The 13,914-nt window shown below is 35.3% G+C and carries 19 protein-coding genes; 17 read left to right on the top strand and 2 right to left on the bottom strand.

Going from position 1 to position 13,914, the window contains the following annotated elements:
* Positions 1–71 precede the first annotated feature (71 nt).
* Positions 72–467 (bottom strand): rhodanese-like domain-containing protein, encoded by a 396-nt coding sequence (locus GH715_RS16455; protein ID WP_153835882.1) that lies wholly within the window; start codon positions 465–467, stop codon positions 72–74.
* 177 nt (positions 468–644) lie between these two features.
* Between GH715_RS16455 and mntR the strand changes: the two genes are divergently transcribed.
* Both mntR and GH715_RS16465 read left to right on the top strand, forming a co-directional pair.
* On the top strand, positions 645–1,058 hold the full coding sequence (mntR, locus tag GH715_RS16460) for a transcriptional regulator MntR (protein WP_018934519.1): 414 nt from the start codon (positions 645–647) through the stop codon (positions 1,056–1,058).
* Between the two features lie 69 nt (positions 1,059–1,127).
* The gene (locus GH715_RS16465) at positions 1,128–2,021 is read left to right on the top strand and encodes a patatin-like phospholipase family protein (RefSeq protein ID WP_153835881.1); all 894 of its coding nucleotides are present in this window, start codon (positions 1,128–1,130) and stop codon (positions 2,019–2,021) included.
* 17 nt (positions 2,022–2,038) lie between these two features.
* Here GH715_RS16465 and GH715_RS16470 read toward each other — a convergent pair whose 3' ends face one another.
* Complete coding sequence (locus GH715_RS16470) at positions 2,039–2,428, bottom strand: SA1362 family protein (RefSeq protein ID WP_153835880.1); 390 nt, start codon at positions 2,426–2,428, stop codon at positions 2,039–2,041.
* A 179-nt stretch (positions 2,429–2,607) separates the two neighbouring features.
* Between GH715_RS16470 and GH715_RS16475 the strand changes: the two genes are divergently transcribed.
* From GH715_RS16475 to GH715_RS16545, 15 genes are all read left to right on the top strand, one after another.
* Positions 2,608–3,141: a YqhR family membrane protein gene (locus GH715_RS16475; RefSeq protein ID WP_240469406.1), complete on the top strand. Its 534-nt coding sequence runs from the start codon at positions 2,608–2,610 to the stop codon at positions 3,139–3,141.
* Between the two features lie 50 nt (positions 3,142–3,191).
* Complete coding sequence (gene aroQ / locus GH715_RS16480; protein ID WP_153835878.1) at positions 3,192–3,623, top strand: type II 3-dehydroquinate dehydratase; 432 nt, start codon at positions 3,192–3,194, stop codon at positions 3,621–3,623.
* A gap of 17 nt (positions 3,624–3,640) precedes the next feature.
* Positions 3,641–4,711: a M24 family metallopeptidase gene (locus GH715_RS16485; protein ID WP_153835877.1), complete on the top strand. Its 1,071-nt coding sequence runs from the start codon at positions 3,641–3,643 to the stop codon at positions 4,709–4,711.
* A 21-nt stretch (positions 4,712–4,732) separates the two neighbouring features.
* Positions 4,733–5,290, top strand: coding sequence for an elongation factor P (efp, locus tag GH715_RS16490; protein WP_018934525.1), 558 nt, complete (start codon positions 4,733–4,735; stop codon positions 5,288–5,290).
* An 862-nt stretch (positions 5,291–6,152) separates the two neighbouring features.
* Positions 6,153–7,070 (top strand): stage III sporulation protein AA, encoded by a 918-nt coding sequence (gene spoIIIAA, locus GH715_RS16495; RefSeq protein WP_153835876.1) that lies wholly within the window; start codon positions 6,153–6,155, stop codon positions 7,068–7,070.
* Positions 7,067–7,582, top strand: a complete 516-nt coding sequence (spoIIIAB, locus tag GH715_RS16500; protein ID WP_153835875.1) for a stage III sporulation protein SpoIIIAB — start codon at positions 7,067–7,069, stop codon at positions 7,580–7,582. Before spoIIIAA ends, spoIIIAB begins: the two co-directional genes overlap by 4 nt.
* A 14-nt stretch (positions 7,583–7,596) precedes the next feature.
* A complete protein-coding gene (spoIIIAC, locus tag GH715_RS16505) occupies positions 7,597–7,803 on the top strand; it encodes a stage III sporulation protein AC (RefSeq protein ID WP_018934528.1) in 207 nt (68 codons plus the stop codon).
* Between the two features lie 6 nt (positions 7,804–7,809).
* The gene (spoIIIAD, locus tag GH715_RS16510) at positions 7,810–8,202 is read left to right on the top strand and encodes a stage III sporulation protein AD (protein ID WP_018934529.1); all 393 of its coding nucleotides are present in this window, start codon (positions 7,810–7,812) and stop codon (positions 8,200–8,202) included.
* Between the two features lie 15 nt (positions 8,203–8,217).
* Positions 8,218–9,381 (top strand): stage III sporulation protein AE, encoded by a 1,164-nt coding sequence (gene spoIIIAE, locus GH715_RS16515; protein ID WP_153835874.1) that lies wholly within the window; start codon positions 8,218–8,220, stop codon positions 9,379–9,381.
* Between the two features lie 12 nt (positions 9,382–9,393).
* The gene (gene spoIIIAF, locus GH715_RS16520; protein WP_276208125.1) at positions 9,394–10,005 is read left to right on the top strand and encodes a stage III sporulation protein AF; all 612 of its coding nucleotides are present in this window, start codon (positions 9,394–9,396) and stop codon (positions 10,003–10,005) included.
* Position 10,006: 1 nt separating this feature from the next.
* Complete coding sequence (gene spoIIIAG / locus GH715_RS16525) at positions 10,007–10,651, top strand: stage III sporulation protein AG (protein ID WP_163578723.1); 645 nt, start codon at positions 10,007–10,009, stop codon at positions 10,649–10,651.
* Between the two features lie 20 nt (positions 10,652–10,671).
* Positions 10,672–11,283 carry a SpoIIIAH-like family protein gene (locus GH715_RS16530; protein WP_153835872.1) on the top strand — a complete coding sequence of 204 codons (612 nt, stop codon included), beginning with the start codon at positions 10,672–10,674 and terminating at the stop codon, positions 11,281–11,283.
* A gap of 204 nt (positions 11,284–11,487) precedes the next feature.
* The gene (gene accB / locus GH715_RS16535) at positions 11,488–11,985 is read left to right on the top strand and encodes an acetyl-CoA carboxylase biotin carboxyl carrier protein (protein WP_153835871.1); all 498 of its coding nucleotides are present in this window, start codon (positions 11,488–11,490) and stop codon (positions 11,983–11,985) included.
* A gap of 12 nt (positions 11,986–11,997) precedes the next feature.
* Positions 11,998–13,359 carry an acetyl-CoA carboxylase biotin carboxylase subunit gene (gene accC, locus GH715_RS16540; RefSeq protein ID WP_163578724.1) on the top strand — a complete coding sequence of 454 codons (1,362 nt, stop codon included), beginning with the start codon at positions 11,998–12,000 and terminating at the stop codon, positions 13,357–13,359.
* Positions 13,360–13,384: 25 nt separating this feature from the next.
* On the top strand, positions 13,385–13,777 hold the full coding sequence (locus GH715_RS16545; protein WP_153835870.1) for an Asp23/Gls24 family envelope stress response protein: 393 nt from the start codon (positions 13,385–13,387) through the stop codon (positions 13,775–13,777).
* The last annotated feature ends 137 nt before the right edge of the window (positions 13,778–13,914 follow it).

The following is a 13,914-nucleotide window of genomic DNA, read 5'->3' on the forward strand; positions in this document are numbered from 1 at the left end:
TATACTGTTTGGTATGGAGAGGGGGGGTAATATGAATATTAAAAAGCCGAGTGTGAGCACTCGACTTATGCTTAATAATCTATTTTTTTTGTTTTCTTAATTTTACCTGTCCATTTTTTGTATCCGCCTTGTAACTGATAGAGATCTTTATATCCTTGCTTATCAAGAATTAATGCAGCTCTCATGGAGCGTGAACCATTTTGGCAATATAAATAAACAGGTTTGTCTTTTCTCAGCTCAGTTAAACGCTGTTTTAATTGCGTTAATGGTATGTTTCTGGCACCAAGAATGTGCCCACCATCATATTCCTTCGGTTCTCTCACATCTATAAGTTGAGCTTTACGATAACCTTCACGAAATTCATTTTCCGTTAGGGCTTTTAGTATCTTTTTTTGTTTAAAATAGCGGTATACGGTAAATAAAATAAAGGCAATTAGTATACCGATAAGAATGTATAATTCTGTCATTTTTTGAATCCCCCAATGTTCTTCTATTAAATCCTCTAAAAAGGATTATACCATTTAATAGTGTGAAATAAAGAAAAAAATTTTGAACTTAAGGATTTTATGAAAGATGTCTTGTCTCACCTGTCATTCTATTGTATGCTTTTATTTACATAATATATATAGTAATGGAGGATGTATATGCCTACACCGACAATGGAAGATTACATAGAACAGATTTATATACTAATGGAAACAAAAGGATATGCAAGAGTATCTGCGATAGCTGAGGCTTTACAAGTGCAGCCGTCATCTGTGACGAAAATGGTACAAAAGCTAGACCGGGATGACTATTTGAATTATGAAAAATACCAAGGGCTGATCTTAACCTCAAAGGGTAAAAAAGTAGGGGAAAGATTAGTATATCGTCATGAATTGTTGGAAAAATTCCTTAGAATTATCGGTGTTGATGAAGAAAATATTTATACCGACGTTGAAGGAATTGAGCATCACTTGAGCTGGAATTCAATTGATCGCATTGGTAATGTAGTACAATTTTTAGAAAATCCTAAACGAGCAAAAGAATTAAGGGAATTTCAGTCAAAAAAGGACTAGATTATCAAGTTCTATCTACTGGTACAAATGTATATATATAATGTGATACCGGTTAGATAGGGTGATATCATGAAAATTGATGGTGTTTTCTCAGGTGGGGGTGTTAAAGCCTTTGCATTTTTAGGGGCGATCCAGGCATTCGATGAAAAAAACATACAATTTGAAAGAGTAGCTGGTACATCTGCTGGAGCCCTATTTGCTACGTTTATAGCTGCTGGTTATACAGCAAAAGAAATGAAAGAAATTTTTTTGCATTTGCCACTTGAAAATTTCCTTGATCAATCGAAATGGAGTAGCATGTTTCCTTTTTTAAAATGGCTAACATTATATAACACCATGGGCTTATATCGAGGAAATTATTTTGAAGATTGGTTGAATGAAAAACTGATGGAAAAAGGTTTGACATCTTTCTCAGATATTCCCTCAGATAAATTGAAGATTGTTGCAGCAGATTTAACTTTAAATCGTGTGGTAGTCTTTCCAGATGATCTGAAGAAAAATTACCATATTGATGCTGATTATTTTCCCATCGCCAAAGCTGTTCGTAGCAGTATCTCCATACCATATTTTTTTCGACCTTCTAAAATTATCAATCCCCTCACAAGACAAAAAAGTATTATTGTTGATGGCATGATTTTAAGTAATTTCCCATTATGGTTATTCGATCAAGGAAATGGAAAACGTGATCGCCCGATTCTAGGTTTACAATTAACAGATCCTGCGCAATATTATTACAATAATAAAATTAAAAATGCTGTGGATATGTTAAAGGCGGTTATAGGTACGATGAGAAAAGCATATGACACGAGATACATTTCGGAAAATGTAGCGAAAGATATTTTGTTTTTTCCAATTGATGATGTGAATGCTACTGAATTTAATATATCATTAGAAAAAAAGCAGGAATTAATGGAATTAGGGTATCAAAGGACCATCAAATTTTTATCTAAGTGGTCTCTATAGAAAAAGAACAGAGCGCATTATAACGACGCTCTGTTCTTTTTCTTTTGCTTATTTCCTTCAATGACTCTTAAGTGAGTGTGATTTTTTCTAGTTTTTAATGGTCGAATTGTTTTCTTTGTTGTGATATTTTGTTTGATTGGACTAGGTTGCGTGTGCTTATTTTGATGCTGGTATTTATATTTTTGTTTCGATTGTTTCACAGCTTTTCGATATTTTCTAAGTTCATTTGGTGTTCGTCTTCTTAGAAAGAAGAAGTACACTAAACCAAAAATGGCTGCACCGATTAACAAGGATATAAATAGGAATTTAAGTAAACCGATTGTGTCAGTAATTAAAAAAGAGATAAAACCGAACACAGCTAAACCGATCAATGCATAAACAACGATAGAACCTATGTTTCGATTCATTTAAGCTTCCTCCTTTATATAAAAGTATACACGATTTTAAGTCCTTTCTATAGTTATACCCGTTATTTGTTGGATTTTATACAAAAAAATTTTAATTACTTGAAACAGCGGTATTAAAGCGCTTTATTTTTATTGTATTAGAAAAATAGCAAAATAACTAGATCTTAAGTACAATTAGCATGAAAAAGTTGATTTTGGTTAGCCTATTTTTTGAGGTGATTATTTTGAGACGTGTCTATCTTAAAGAAAAAAAACAAGAAAAAACTTCTTTAATTCCCAAAACCATTAGTATCGGGTTTTTTGGTGGGCTTATCTGGGGGACAATTGCAGCCATTGCAGGTTACTTTAACTTTACAGAAGTAACTCCGAAGAGTTTAATTTTACGACCTTGGTTACAGTCAGCATGGTCAGATCAATGGTTAGGCCAATTTATTTCCATATTGATTATCAGTCTAATATCCATAGGATTAGCATTATTATATTATGTTTTATTGAAAAAGTTTCCAGGTATGTTACCAGGCATATTGGCTGGAATTGTTTTGTGGTTTATTGTTTTTTGGTTGTTAGAACCGATTTTTACAAATATACCACCGTTTTTTGAGTTAGATAGTGATACAGTGGTGACTACTGTTTGTTTATTCATATTATATAGTGTATTTATCGCATATTCTATTTCTTTTGCTTATCAACAACATATAGGTGAAAATAATTAACCATCTATGTTAAGATGGTGAAGAAAGCTTGCGGAGATGGAGTGAAGGAAATGGGGAAGTTACTTTTATTAAATGGACCGAACTTAAATCGTTTAGGAAAACGAGAACCTGATCTATATGGCAATGAAACATTACAGGATATTGAGAATAAAGTGCGAGATGTAATAGAACCTTATCAAGTTCAATTAGATGCCAAGCAATCCAATCATGAAGGTGAATTAATTGACTGGATACATGAGGCAGAAGGAAAATATCATGGCATTATATTTAATCCAGGGGCATATACACATACTAGCATTGCGCTAAGAGATGCTATTAGTTCCATTACTGTTCCAGTTATTGAAGTACACATATCAAATGTACATAAGCGAGAGTCATTCCGTCATACTTCTATGTTAGCTCCTGTCTGTAGTGGTCAAATTGTTGGCTTAGGTACTAAAGGGTATCAATTAGCAGCAATGTATTTCTTAGAAAATAATTGATAGAAAGGGAGTTAGGGATGAAGCGACTTGAGAAATTAAAAAATGTAATAAAGCAAGAAAATATCGATGGATTATTAATAACTAGTCCGATTAATAGACGATATATTACTGGTTTTACAGGTACTTCTGGCGTAGCGCTAGTAACTAGTAGTGATGCAATCTTTGTTACTGATTTCCGTTACATGGAGCAAGCCAGTGAACAGGTAAAAGGATTTGATATTAAAGAACATAAAGGACCAATTCAAGACACTATTGCGGAATTAGTAGAGTCATTACAAATCCAAACGGTTGGTTTTGAAAAAGATGACCTGACATATGGTTCATATGAAAAATATAATGAAGCAATCAAAGCAAACTTGATTCCTTCCAATGGGTTAATTGAGAAATTACGCTTGATTAAAGATCAAGATGAGCTTAATATAATAAAAGATGCTTGTAAAATTGCCGATGATGCGTTTGACCATATTTTAAAATACATAAAACCGGGAGTAAAAGAGCTCGATATCTCTAATGAATTAGAGTTCTTTATGAGAAAGCAAGGTGCAACATCATCTAGCTTTGATATTATCGTTGCCTCCGGTTATCGATCTGCATTGCCGCATGGTGTAGCATCGGCAAAAGAAATTCAGTCTGGTGAATTAGTAACATTGGACTTTGGTGCCATGTATAAAGGATACGCTTCCGATATTACCAGAACACTAGCCGTTGGGAATATATCAGATGAATTAGAGACGATCTATCAAACAGTTCTTGAAGCACAGTTAAAAGGTGTAGAAGGAATAAAAGCGGGAATAACTGCCAAACAAGCTGATGCCTTAACTAGAGATCATATTGATCAAAAAGGCTATGGTAAATACTTTGGTCACTCAACAGGTCATGGACTTGGATTAGATGTACATGAAATGCCAGGTTTGTCGTTCCGTTCAGATGCAGTGCTTGAACCAGGCATGGTGGTAACAGTTGAACCGGGAATCTATGTACCTAATGTTGGGGGATGCCGCATAGAAGATGACATTGTAATTACGGAAGATGGCAATGAACGGCTAACGCATTCACCGAAAGACTTAATTCGCTTATCAGTATCGTAAACATTTTTGAGGAGGAATTTGATGATTTCAGTAAATGATTTTAGAACAGGACTAACCATTGAGGTAGATGGAGGTATTTGGCAAGTAATGGAATTCCAACATGTAAAACCTGGTAAAGGTGCTGCATTTGTGCGTTCCAAATTACGTAACCTCCGAAATGGTAATATTCAGGAAAAGACATTCCGAGGTGGAGAGAAAGTAAATAGAGCCCACATCGAAAATAGAAAAATGCAATATTTATATGGTTCTGGTGATACTCATACTTTTATGGATACCAACTCGTTTGAACAAACAGAATTACAAGCAAATCAGATTGAACGCGAACTGCAATTTATTAAAGAAAACATGGAAGTTAACATTTTAACATACGAAGGGGAAACTATCGGTGTAGACTTACCTAATAACGTTGAGCTTACCGTAACAGAAACAGAGCCTGGAATAAAAGGGGATACAGCAAGCGGCGGAACCAAGCCAGCAACATTAGAAACAGGTTTAACCGTTCAAGTACCTTTCTTCGTTAATGAAGGAGATGTACTAGTAATCTCCACAGCAGACGGCAAATACGTCTCCCGTGCATAATATTAGAATAGAAAGAAGAAAAACTACTAAGTGACCTTCACTTAGTAGTTTTTTTCTTTTATAAACAGTCAAGCACAAAATCCATAAACTGCGAAGTAACTTAGACATGGATTCACTCTCTTCCCGTACTGCATTTTGATGAGTGCTGCTATACGCTCCGGCAGAATACTGCGCTTTCCGTGGGCTCGGCTTCAGCTAACTTTGCAAAGAAAACCATTTTGCAAAGTGGATCTTCAGCTCTCGCTGTCCCACAGGAGTCTACGTATTCTGCCTCCGCTATTTTTGTTCTCCGATTATAGAAAGAAATGAACTCATGGAAAAACTTTTCTGTTTTGTTACAGTGCTAATCGGCTGTAAATGCCACTTTGGCATAGTCGCACCCTATGCTATATATGGTGGAGAAATCGATTGGTTGATTTCGGATAAGTGTTGTGGAGCATATCTAACGAAGGCCGCCCACTTTCACTCCTGTGGGACCTGTTTGACCTGAAGATCCACTTTTTCGAGTAGTTTTTGCTCGAAAAAGTTAGCTGAAGGGCAAACCCCACGGAAAGGGAAGTGGGCAGCCGGAGTGGTAGTTATCATCACGATATTTTTCAAAATTATCTCTTAGGTGACTCGCACATCTAATTACCACATTACTTCGCAGTTTGTATCTACTAATACGACATATGAAAGAATTGGAGTCGCGGCTAGTTGTCCGACTCTTTTTATATGAATCAGGTACAAAACAAAGGTTTTTGTTTTAAGAATTTGGTGATTGGTCAAGTTTTTCATATTCTCTTATCTATCTTTGGTTATATCTATTAGAGACTCGCATAGAATGTTTATAGAAATAGCTTATGGAAAAGAGGCAATGTTTATGGAGAGTGTTTTGAAAATACTTCCGAGCCATATCTCTGAACAAATTGACTTTTTTCTGGTAAAGGAAGATATAGATATACAGGAGATTAGACTAAGAGTAAATCAACCAGTTGAGTTAAATGATGGCAGGCGAGCAACATGGTTAAAACAGACATTTTTTAGCCAGTCGGATGCAAAAATGTTTCTAAACAAAATTAGTGACTTTTCTTTATATCGACTTGAAGAGGAGTTAAGGCATGGATTTATCACCATTCAAGGTGGTCACCGAATAGGTATTTCAGGTTCTGTCATTTTAGAAAATAAACAAGTGAAGGCGATACATCATGTTAGTTCCTTCAACATAAGGATTGCCAAACCTCAATTTGGTATTATTCAACCTTATTTACATTACCTTATGACAGATACCATCCAAAATACACTAATCATAGGTCCACCACAATCAGGTAAAACAACATTTTTAAGAGATCTTGCTAATTATTGCGCAAGTGCCAGTTCAAAGCTTGAACTTAAAACAGCTATTGTCGATGAACGTTCTGAAATTTGTGCTTCCATAAATGGTGTCCCACAGCATTTATTAGCACCTAGAATTGATGTATTAGATCGCTGTCCAAAGGCAGAAGGAATGATGATGTTTGTTCGTTCCATGTCTCCCGATGTCATTATTGTTGATGAAATTGGAAGTGAACGGGATGCCGAAGCGATTGATGAAGTGATTCATGCAGGTGTACAAATAGTTTGTACCGTTCATGGCAGGTCATTAGCTGATATTAGCGAGCGACCAACGATTCAAAAGATATTACAAAAAAACATATTTCAACGATTTGTTATCTTGTCGAATCAGCATCAAGCAGGAGAAGTAACAGAAATTTTGAATGATAAAGGACAACCTCTTTATCAAAGAAGCGTGATATTATGATCAGGCTTCTGGCGTGTTTCTTCATCATAGGATCTTTAACTTGGGCTGGGCATGAATATGCTAAAAACCTTGCTAATCGACCGAGATTCATCCGAATGTTCAAAAATGCCTTGCAAATTCTAGAGGCAGAAATAGTCTATAGTCAGGCAACTATTAAAGAATCTTTAACTTCTGTCGCAAATCAGATACCAAACCCAATTTCTGCTCTCTTTCAGCAGATTGCGGCGGATATCCAAGAAGATAAAGAGCAGCTTTATCCAATATGGGAAAGTCACGTGGATAAATTTTATCAGAAACATCCGATTCAATTAGAAGATAAAGAAATTCTTCAACAATTTGGCAGAACGTTGGGACAGCATGATATTATTCAACAACAAAAATATATTCGCTTAACTATAAACCATTTAGAAAGAAAACTGACAGAGGCTGAAGAAAAGAATCATCGCTATGGAAAAATGTCAAGAAGTATTGGCTTTCTGGTTGGTACATTTATCGTTTTACTCTTGCTATAGAGAGGAGATATCACGTGATTGGAGATACAAGTGTTTTATTTCAGATTGCAGGCATCGGAATTATCGTTGCGATGATTCATACTATATTAAAGCAAATGGGGAAAGAGGAATATGCTCAATTTGTAAGCTTGGTTGGGTTTATCATTGTTCTGTTGTTTGTGCTTAACAGTATTTCGGATCTATTTCAGCAGATAAGAGCCGTATTTTTTCTAAAAGGATAATGGTGTATGGAAATCTTTGAAGTAATCAGTGTAGGAATTATAGCATCCGTACTATTTTTATTATTAAAGGACAAGCAGCCCAGTATTGCGTTTCTTGTAATTGTTTTAACCGTTCTCTATTTTTTCATCTTTGTTATTCAATATGTACAAGAAATTCTTCAACTCATTACTTATTTGGGTGAACAGGCAAATATTAATGAAATCTATATTAAAACCATACTTCAAATTATAGGGATATCTTATATTACAGAGATTGGAGCAAACATCGTCAAAGATGCTGGTTTAGAATCGATTGCTGTCAAGATAGAAATGATAGGAAAAGTGTTTATCCTCATTTTAGCTATTCCGATATTTAAATCTTTAATTGAAACGATAATAAATATTTTTCCGATCACATAGTTAGGAAGGATATACATGAACTTTACTAGAAAATTTGCTATCATTATCGCACTTTTCTTCTTTCTTATTCCAATGCAACTTGCAGCAGATGTAACCGACCAAACAGATGCTTACCAACAGATGATTGAAGGGAGCGAACTAGAAGGATATTGGGATTATTTAGGGGATCAATATAACGATGCACTTCCAGAGCTTAATAAAGAAAATTTATGGTCCATGGTAAAAGGAGACGGAAACCTCTCGATTAAGGAATGGTTGAAAGGGTTTCTCCGATTCTTCTTTTATGAGATTGTGGAGAATGGTAAATTACTGGGGACGTTAATACTGTTAACATTGTTTTGTTTAGTTTTACAGACCATACAAAACGCATTCGAAAGGCAAGTCGTTAGTAAAGTTGCCTATGCGATTGTTTATACGATGCTGATTATTATGGCATTACACAGTTTCCAGCTCGCAACGAATTATGTGCTTGATACAGTGGATATGGCGCAAAGTTTTTTAATAGCTTTATTGCCAATGTTACTAGGTATATTAGCATCTCTTGGACATCTTGTTACAATTTCGTTTTTTCATCCTATCATCATTTTTCTCATTCATACAAGTGTATTTGTCATTTCCAAAGTTGTTATACCGTTAATATTAATCTCAGCTATTCTTCAGATTGTTAGTACGATCAGTACCGAGTATAAAGCAACTAAATTAGCAAATCTAATCAAAAATATAGCTATTAGCTTGATGGGAATTTTACTGACCGTTTTTCTTGGGGTTATATCCGTACAAGGAGCTGCTAGCGCAATTCAAGATGGTATTGCGATGAAAACAGCTAAGTTTGTAACCGGTAATTTCATTCCAGTAATTGGAAGAATTTTCACAGATGCTACTGATACCGTGTTAAGTGCCACCATTTTGATTAAGAATGGCATTGGAATGATTGGTGTAGTCATATTAATTGGAATCGTATTGTTCCCTGCGATTAAAATTTTTACCATCTCTTTAATGTATAAAGTGGCGACAGCTATTTTACAACCTGTTGGTGATGGACCAGTCATAGAATGCTTGGATATTATCGGCAAACATATTCTTTACTTATTTGCTGCACTATTATTAGTTACCTTTATGTTTTTCTTCACGATAGTCATTCTTATTATATCCAGTAATTTAACGATGATGGTGAGATAGGAGGGGAGAATCATTGAGTACCTATCAAATTGGATATTACAAATAATCATTTATATGATTCTAGCAATGATCGTTGATCTTATTCTTCCCAGTTCAACATTAAAACAATATGTGAAATTAGTAGTTGGATTATTACTTATTTTAATTATTTTGCAACCATTGTTGTCTGTTTTTAATGTGAATGTTCACCAAATGGTGGATCAAATAATTCCGACAAATAGCGATTCATCTGTTGAATCCGAAATAGAAAATGGAATGAATCAACAGAAAAGTGAAATAGAACAGATACAAGCTGCATATGTATTAGAAGAGATGGTTGTCCAAATGGAAAATATAGTAGAGGAGGAGTTACAAGAGACGTACAATTATCAAATTGAGGACATGGAAGTAGATTGGGCTAGTCATCCAACTTCTGAAGAAAATGAACTAGAGCGTATAAATGTACAGCTTGTCGCGACGGATGATGATTCTGCTAAAGTTGAAGAGGTGCATATACAAATTGGTGACTCATTACCTCAAACTTCTGAATCTCCTCCAAATGATGCAAATGAAATAAAAGATTTCTTAGCTGATCAGTGGGGAGTAGAGGAAGAGATAATTCATATCAGATGGAAGGAGGAATAAGGTGCCTAAATGGATGGAAAAGTTTTTATCAAATCTAAAAATGAAAGACAAAAAACCTACAAAGATGCAATATATTGCTTTGCTGGTGTTAATAGCAGTTTTTATATTGTTAATTAGTAATTTATTCAGCTCAGACCAACCAGATAATGAATTAACTGATCCTCCAAGAATGATGGAATCATCATCAGAAGATGAAAAAAGTGAAACATGGAATCAATCCAATACATCTGATGCAACTTCCAAAATAGTAGATTTAGAGGCAGCGTATGAAAGTGATTTAGTTCAATTACTGGAGAAAATAACAGGTGTTTCTGAAGTTGAAGTAATGGTTAATTTAGACGCAACTAATGAACGAGTATACGAGAAAAACTTAGTTATTGGTTCACAAATAACAAATGAATCAGATCAAAATGGTGGTACAAGAAAAGTTGATGATGAAACAAGAGAACAAACCGTTGTCATCATTCGTCAAGGGGAACAAGAAAAACCATTATTAGTCCAAACTAAAAAACCAGAAGTCAGAGGTGTACTGGTAGTTGCAGATGGTGTGGACAACCTAGATGTTAAAAAATGGGTGTTAGAAGCCGTGTCCAAAGTATTGGATGTACCGGCACACCGAGTATCGGTTATGCCGAAAAACACATAGATTTATTAGGAGGGGAAACGATGTTAAAAAAGCAAACTGTTTGGTTGTTAACGATGTTAAGTTTAATGATTGTATTAAGTGTGTATTATTTAAATGCACCAACTGAAGGAGATTTAGCATATTTCGATGCGGATGAGCAACAAGATCAAACGACATCATCATCCAATCTAGATCAATTAATGAATGATTCAAATTTAGAAGAGACAGAGGAAGCGAGTATGGAAGAAGATGCCGCTGAAGAAGAAACGGAAATGGATGATTTAAATACATCATCGATTAACACTAACGACTATTTTACAGCAACCCGCATAGAAATTACCAATCAAAGAAGTGCAGAAAGAGAGAGGCTGGAAGAAATTGTTGCTTCAAGTGACAGTAGTTCGGATGAGAAAAATGAAGCTTATGAAGCGATGAAAGAAATAGATACGCTAAATACAAAAGAAAACATTTTAGAAGAAGAACTAAAGTCAAATGGTTATGAAGAGGTTCTGGTTCGCAATGTATCAGACAATAATCTCGTCATATCCGTTCAAGCAGACAGTCTCTCAGCGACAGAAGCAAATCAAATCATTCAACAAGCAAAAGATGAATTTGGTGAAATAAAAATTGAAGTCAATTATAAGTCAAGCTAAAACCGTTGTCTTCCGTTTAAATATGCGTTAACTTGTCCTTGAGAACTCTCGAGGGCATTTTTATTTGGAGTTCATTTGAATTAACTGTGATGTTTCGTCATAATTAAAACAATGGGTTGCAGTTTTCATATCTATTGCGTAAAATGTTAGAAGGAGTTATTAGTACCTGTTATTAATTGTAACAAAAGATGAAGGGGTGCAAACATGTTAACCATACAAGAAATCAATCAATTAATTGAAAAATTAGATCAATCAACTATTGAAGAATTCTCTTATGAAGCTAGTGGTGCCAAGATTAAACTGAAGAAAAATACAGGTGATTCCAAAACACAAGTAGTATCGCAACCTGTCGTACAACCGCAAGAAACAGTACCACAACCAAAAGTAGAAACAACTACAAAACCAGAAGTAACAACAGAAGCAACAGAAACAAAAGAAGAACCACAACCAAAAGCGGATTATGATCATGAAATTGTCTCACCTATGGTAGGTACTTTCTATAGTTCACCATCACCAGATAAACCTGTATATGTGCAGGTTGGAGATCAAGTAAATGAGGATTCCATTGTATGTATCGTAGAAGCGATGAAATTATTTAATGAAATCGAAGCAGATGTAAATGGAACAATAACTGAAATATTAGCTGAAAATGGTGAATTAGTGGAATACGGCCAACCATTATTCCGAATTAAGAAGGCATAAGGGGATGACATTGTGATTAAGAAACTGTTAATTGCTAACCGTGGAGAAATAGCAGTCAGAATTATTCGCTCTGCGAAGGAAATGGGCATAGAAACGGTGGCAGTATATTCAGAAGCTGATAGTGATGCATTGCATGTACAATTAGCGGATGAAGCATATTGTATCGGACCGAAATTAAGTACAGACAGTTATTTAAACTTTACTAATATTATGAGTGTTGCAACATTAACAGATACGGATGCGATCCATCCTGGTTACGGATTCTTATCAGAGAACGCAGATTTTGCAGAGATCTGTGATGCATGTAATATAACTTTCGTTGGCCCTAGTGCCTATGCGATCCAAAAAATGGGTACAAAAGATGTAGCAAGAGAAACGATGAGAGAAGCTGGTGTTCCAGTCGTTCCGGGGTCAAATGGTATCATCAAGGACGAAGAAGAAGGACTTAAGGTGGCAAATGGAATCGGATTTCCTGTTATTATTAAAGCCACTGCCGGTGGTGGTGGTAAAGGTATTCGTGTAGCCCGTACTGAGGAAGAGTTGCTAAAAGGTATCCGTGTAACCCAGAATGAAGCAGAAAAAGCGTTCGGAAACCCAGGTGTGTACTTAGAAAAATACATCGAGGATTTTCGTCATGTCGAAATTCAAGTTCTAGCAGATAATCATGGCAATGTAATACATCTTGGGGAACGTGATTGTTCTATTCAAAGAAGGTTACAAAAATTAATTGAAGAAACACCATCACCAGCAATTGATGAAGATATGCGAAAGAAAATGGGAGAAGCAGCAGTAAAAGCTGCGAAAGCCGTTCAATATTCTGGTGCAGGAACAATTGAATTCATTTTTGATCAAAAAGAAAACAAGTTTTACTTTATGGAAATGAATACTCGTATACAAGTAGAACACCCTGTTACTGAAATGGTTACAGGCGTGGATTTGATCAAAGAACAACTCCATATCGCTAATAATGAAACACTAAACTATAAACAAGAAGATATTACATTTAACGGATGGGCAATAGAATGCCGTATTAATGCGGAAAATCCCGAACAAGATTTTATGCCATCAGCAGGTAAAATCGAAATGTATTTACCACCTGGAGGCTTAGGAGTTAGAGTCGATTCAGCGGCATATCCAGGCTATCAAATCCCGCCATATTACGATTCGATGATTGCGAAATTAATTATTTATGGCAAGACAAGAAAAGAAGCTGTTGATCGGATGAAACGAGCACTCGATGAATTTGTAGTAGAAGGTGTTTATACTACGATTCCATTCCATCGAAAAATGATGGTACACCCTGTATTTGTTGATGGCGATTTTAATACAAGATTTTTAGAAAAGTATAGTATAATGGAAGAAGAGCAAGACTAATTTTAGTCAAAAAGGGGTGTTTATCATGGCTGAAAACCAATTACTTAACGTTAGTGAATCTACTCCTTTAGGAAAAGTAGAAATTGCACCTGATGTACTAGAAGTGATTGCTGGTATTGCTACTACTGAAGTATCTGGTGTCTCAAGTATGAGAGGGAATTTTGCGACGGGAGTAGCAGAACGATTAGGGAAAAAAGCACATGGTAAAGGAATTAAAGTAGATTTGATCGAAGATACTGTGTCCGTAGATGTATACATTGTCGTGGATTATGGTCACTCAGTTCCAGTTGTTGCTGAGAAAATACAATTGAATGTAAGGCAGGCAATCGAAAATATGACCGCCATTCAAATTAAAGAAATTAACGTCCATGTCGTAGGTGTTCATATGGAACAGGTGAATGATGAAAAAGATGAGTAATCTTTAATATTACTTATAGCTGGATAAAGGTCCTACAGATTATTCTGATAGGACTTTTATTCATTTTCAGCTTCAAAATATAAAATAAGGACAGAATACATAAACTGCGAAGTAATTTAGACATGGATTTGCTCTCT

The organism is Gracilibacillus thailandensis, from assembly GCF_010994055.1.
In the GTDB taxonomy this organism is placed as follows: domain Bacteria; phylum Bacillota; class Bacilli; order Bacillales; family Amphibacillaceae; genus Gracilibacillus; species Gracilibacillus lacisalsi.

Bases quoted from the DNA above. Each gene is read 5' to 3' on its own strand.
- GH715_RS16455 (WP_153835882.1), bottom strand. From the start codon at position 467: ATGACAGAATTATACATTCTTATCGGTATACTAATTGCCTTTATTTTA.
- mntR (WP_018934519.1), top strand. From the start codon at position 645: ATGCCTACACCGACAATGGAAGATTACATAGAACAGATTTATATACTA.
- GH715_RS16465 (WP_153835881.1), top strand. From the start codon at position 1,128: ATGAAAATTGATGGTGTTTTCTCAGGTGGGGGTGTTAAAGCCTTTGCA.
- GH715_RS16470 (WP_153835880.1), bottom strand. From the start codon at position 2,428: ATGAATCGAAACATAGGTTCTATCGTTGTTTATGCATTGATCGGTTTA.
- GH715_RS16475 (WP_240469406.1), top strand. From the start codon at position 2,608: ATGAAAAAGTTGATTTTGGTTAGCCTATTTTTTGAGGTGATTATTTTG.
- aroQ (WP_153835878.1), top strand. From the start codon at position 3,192: ATGGGGAAGTTACTTTTATTAAATGGACCGAACTTAAATCGTTTAGGA.
- GH715_RS16485 (WP_153835877.1), top strand. From the start codon at position 3,641: ATGAAGCGACTTGAGAAATTAAAAAATGTAATAAAGCAAGAAAATATC.
- efp (WP_018934525.1), top strand. From the start codon at position 4,733: ATGATTTCAGTAAATGATTTTAGAACAGGACTAACCATTGAGGTAGAT.
- spoIIIAA (WP_153835876.1), top strand. From the start codon at position 6,153: ATGGAGAGTGTTTTGAAAATACTTCCGAGCCATATCTCTGAACAAATT.
- spoIIIAB (WP_153835875.1), top strand. From the start codon at position 7,067: ATGATCAGGCTTCTGGCGTGTTTCTTCATCATAGGATCTTTAACTTGG.
- spoIIIAD (WP_018934529.1), top strand. From the start codon at position 7,810: ATGGAAATCTTTGAAGTAATCAGTGTAGGAATTATAGCATCCGTACTA.
- spoIIIAE (WP_153835874.1), top strand. From the start codon at position 8,218: ATGAACTTTACTAGAAAATTTGCTATCATTATCGCACTTTTCTTCTTT.
- GH715_RS16530 (WP_153835872.1), top strand. From the start codon at position 10,672: ATGTTAAAAAAGCAAACTGTTTGGTTGTTAACGATGTTAAGTTTAATG.
- accB (WP_153835871.1), top strand. From the start codon at position 11,488: ATGTTAACCATACAAGAAATCAATCAATTAATTGAAAAATTAGATCAA.
- GH715_RS16545 (WP_153835870.1), top strand. From the start codon at position 13,385: ATGGCTGAAAACCAATTACTTAACGTTAGTGAATCTACTCCTTTAGGA.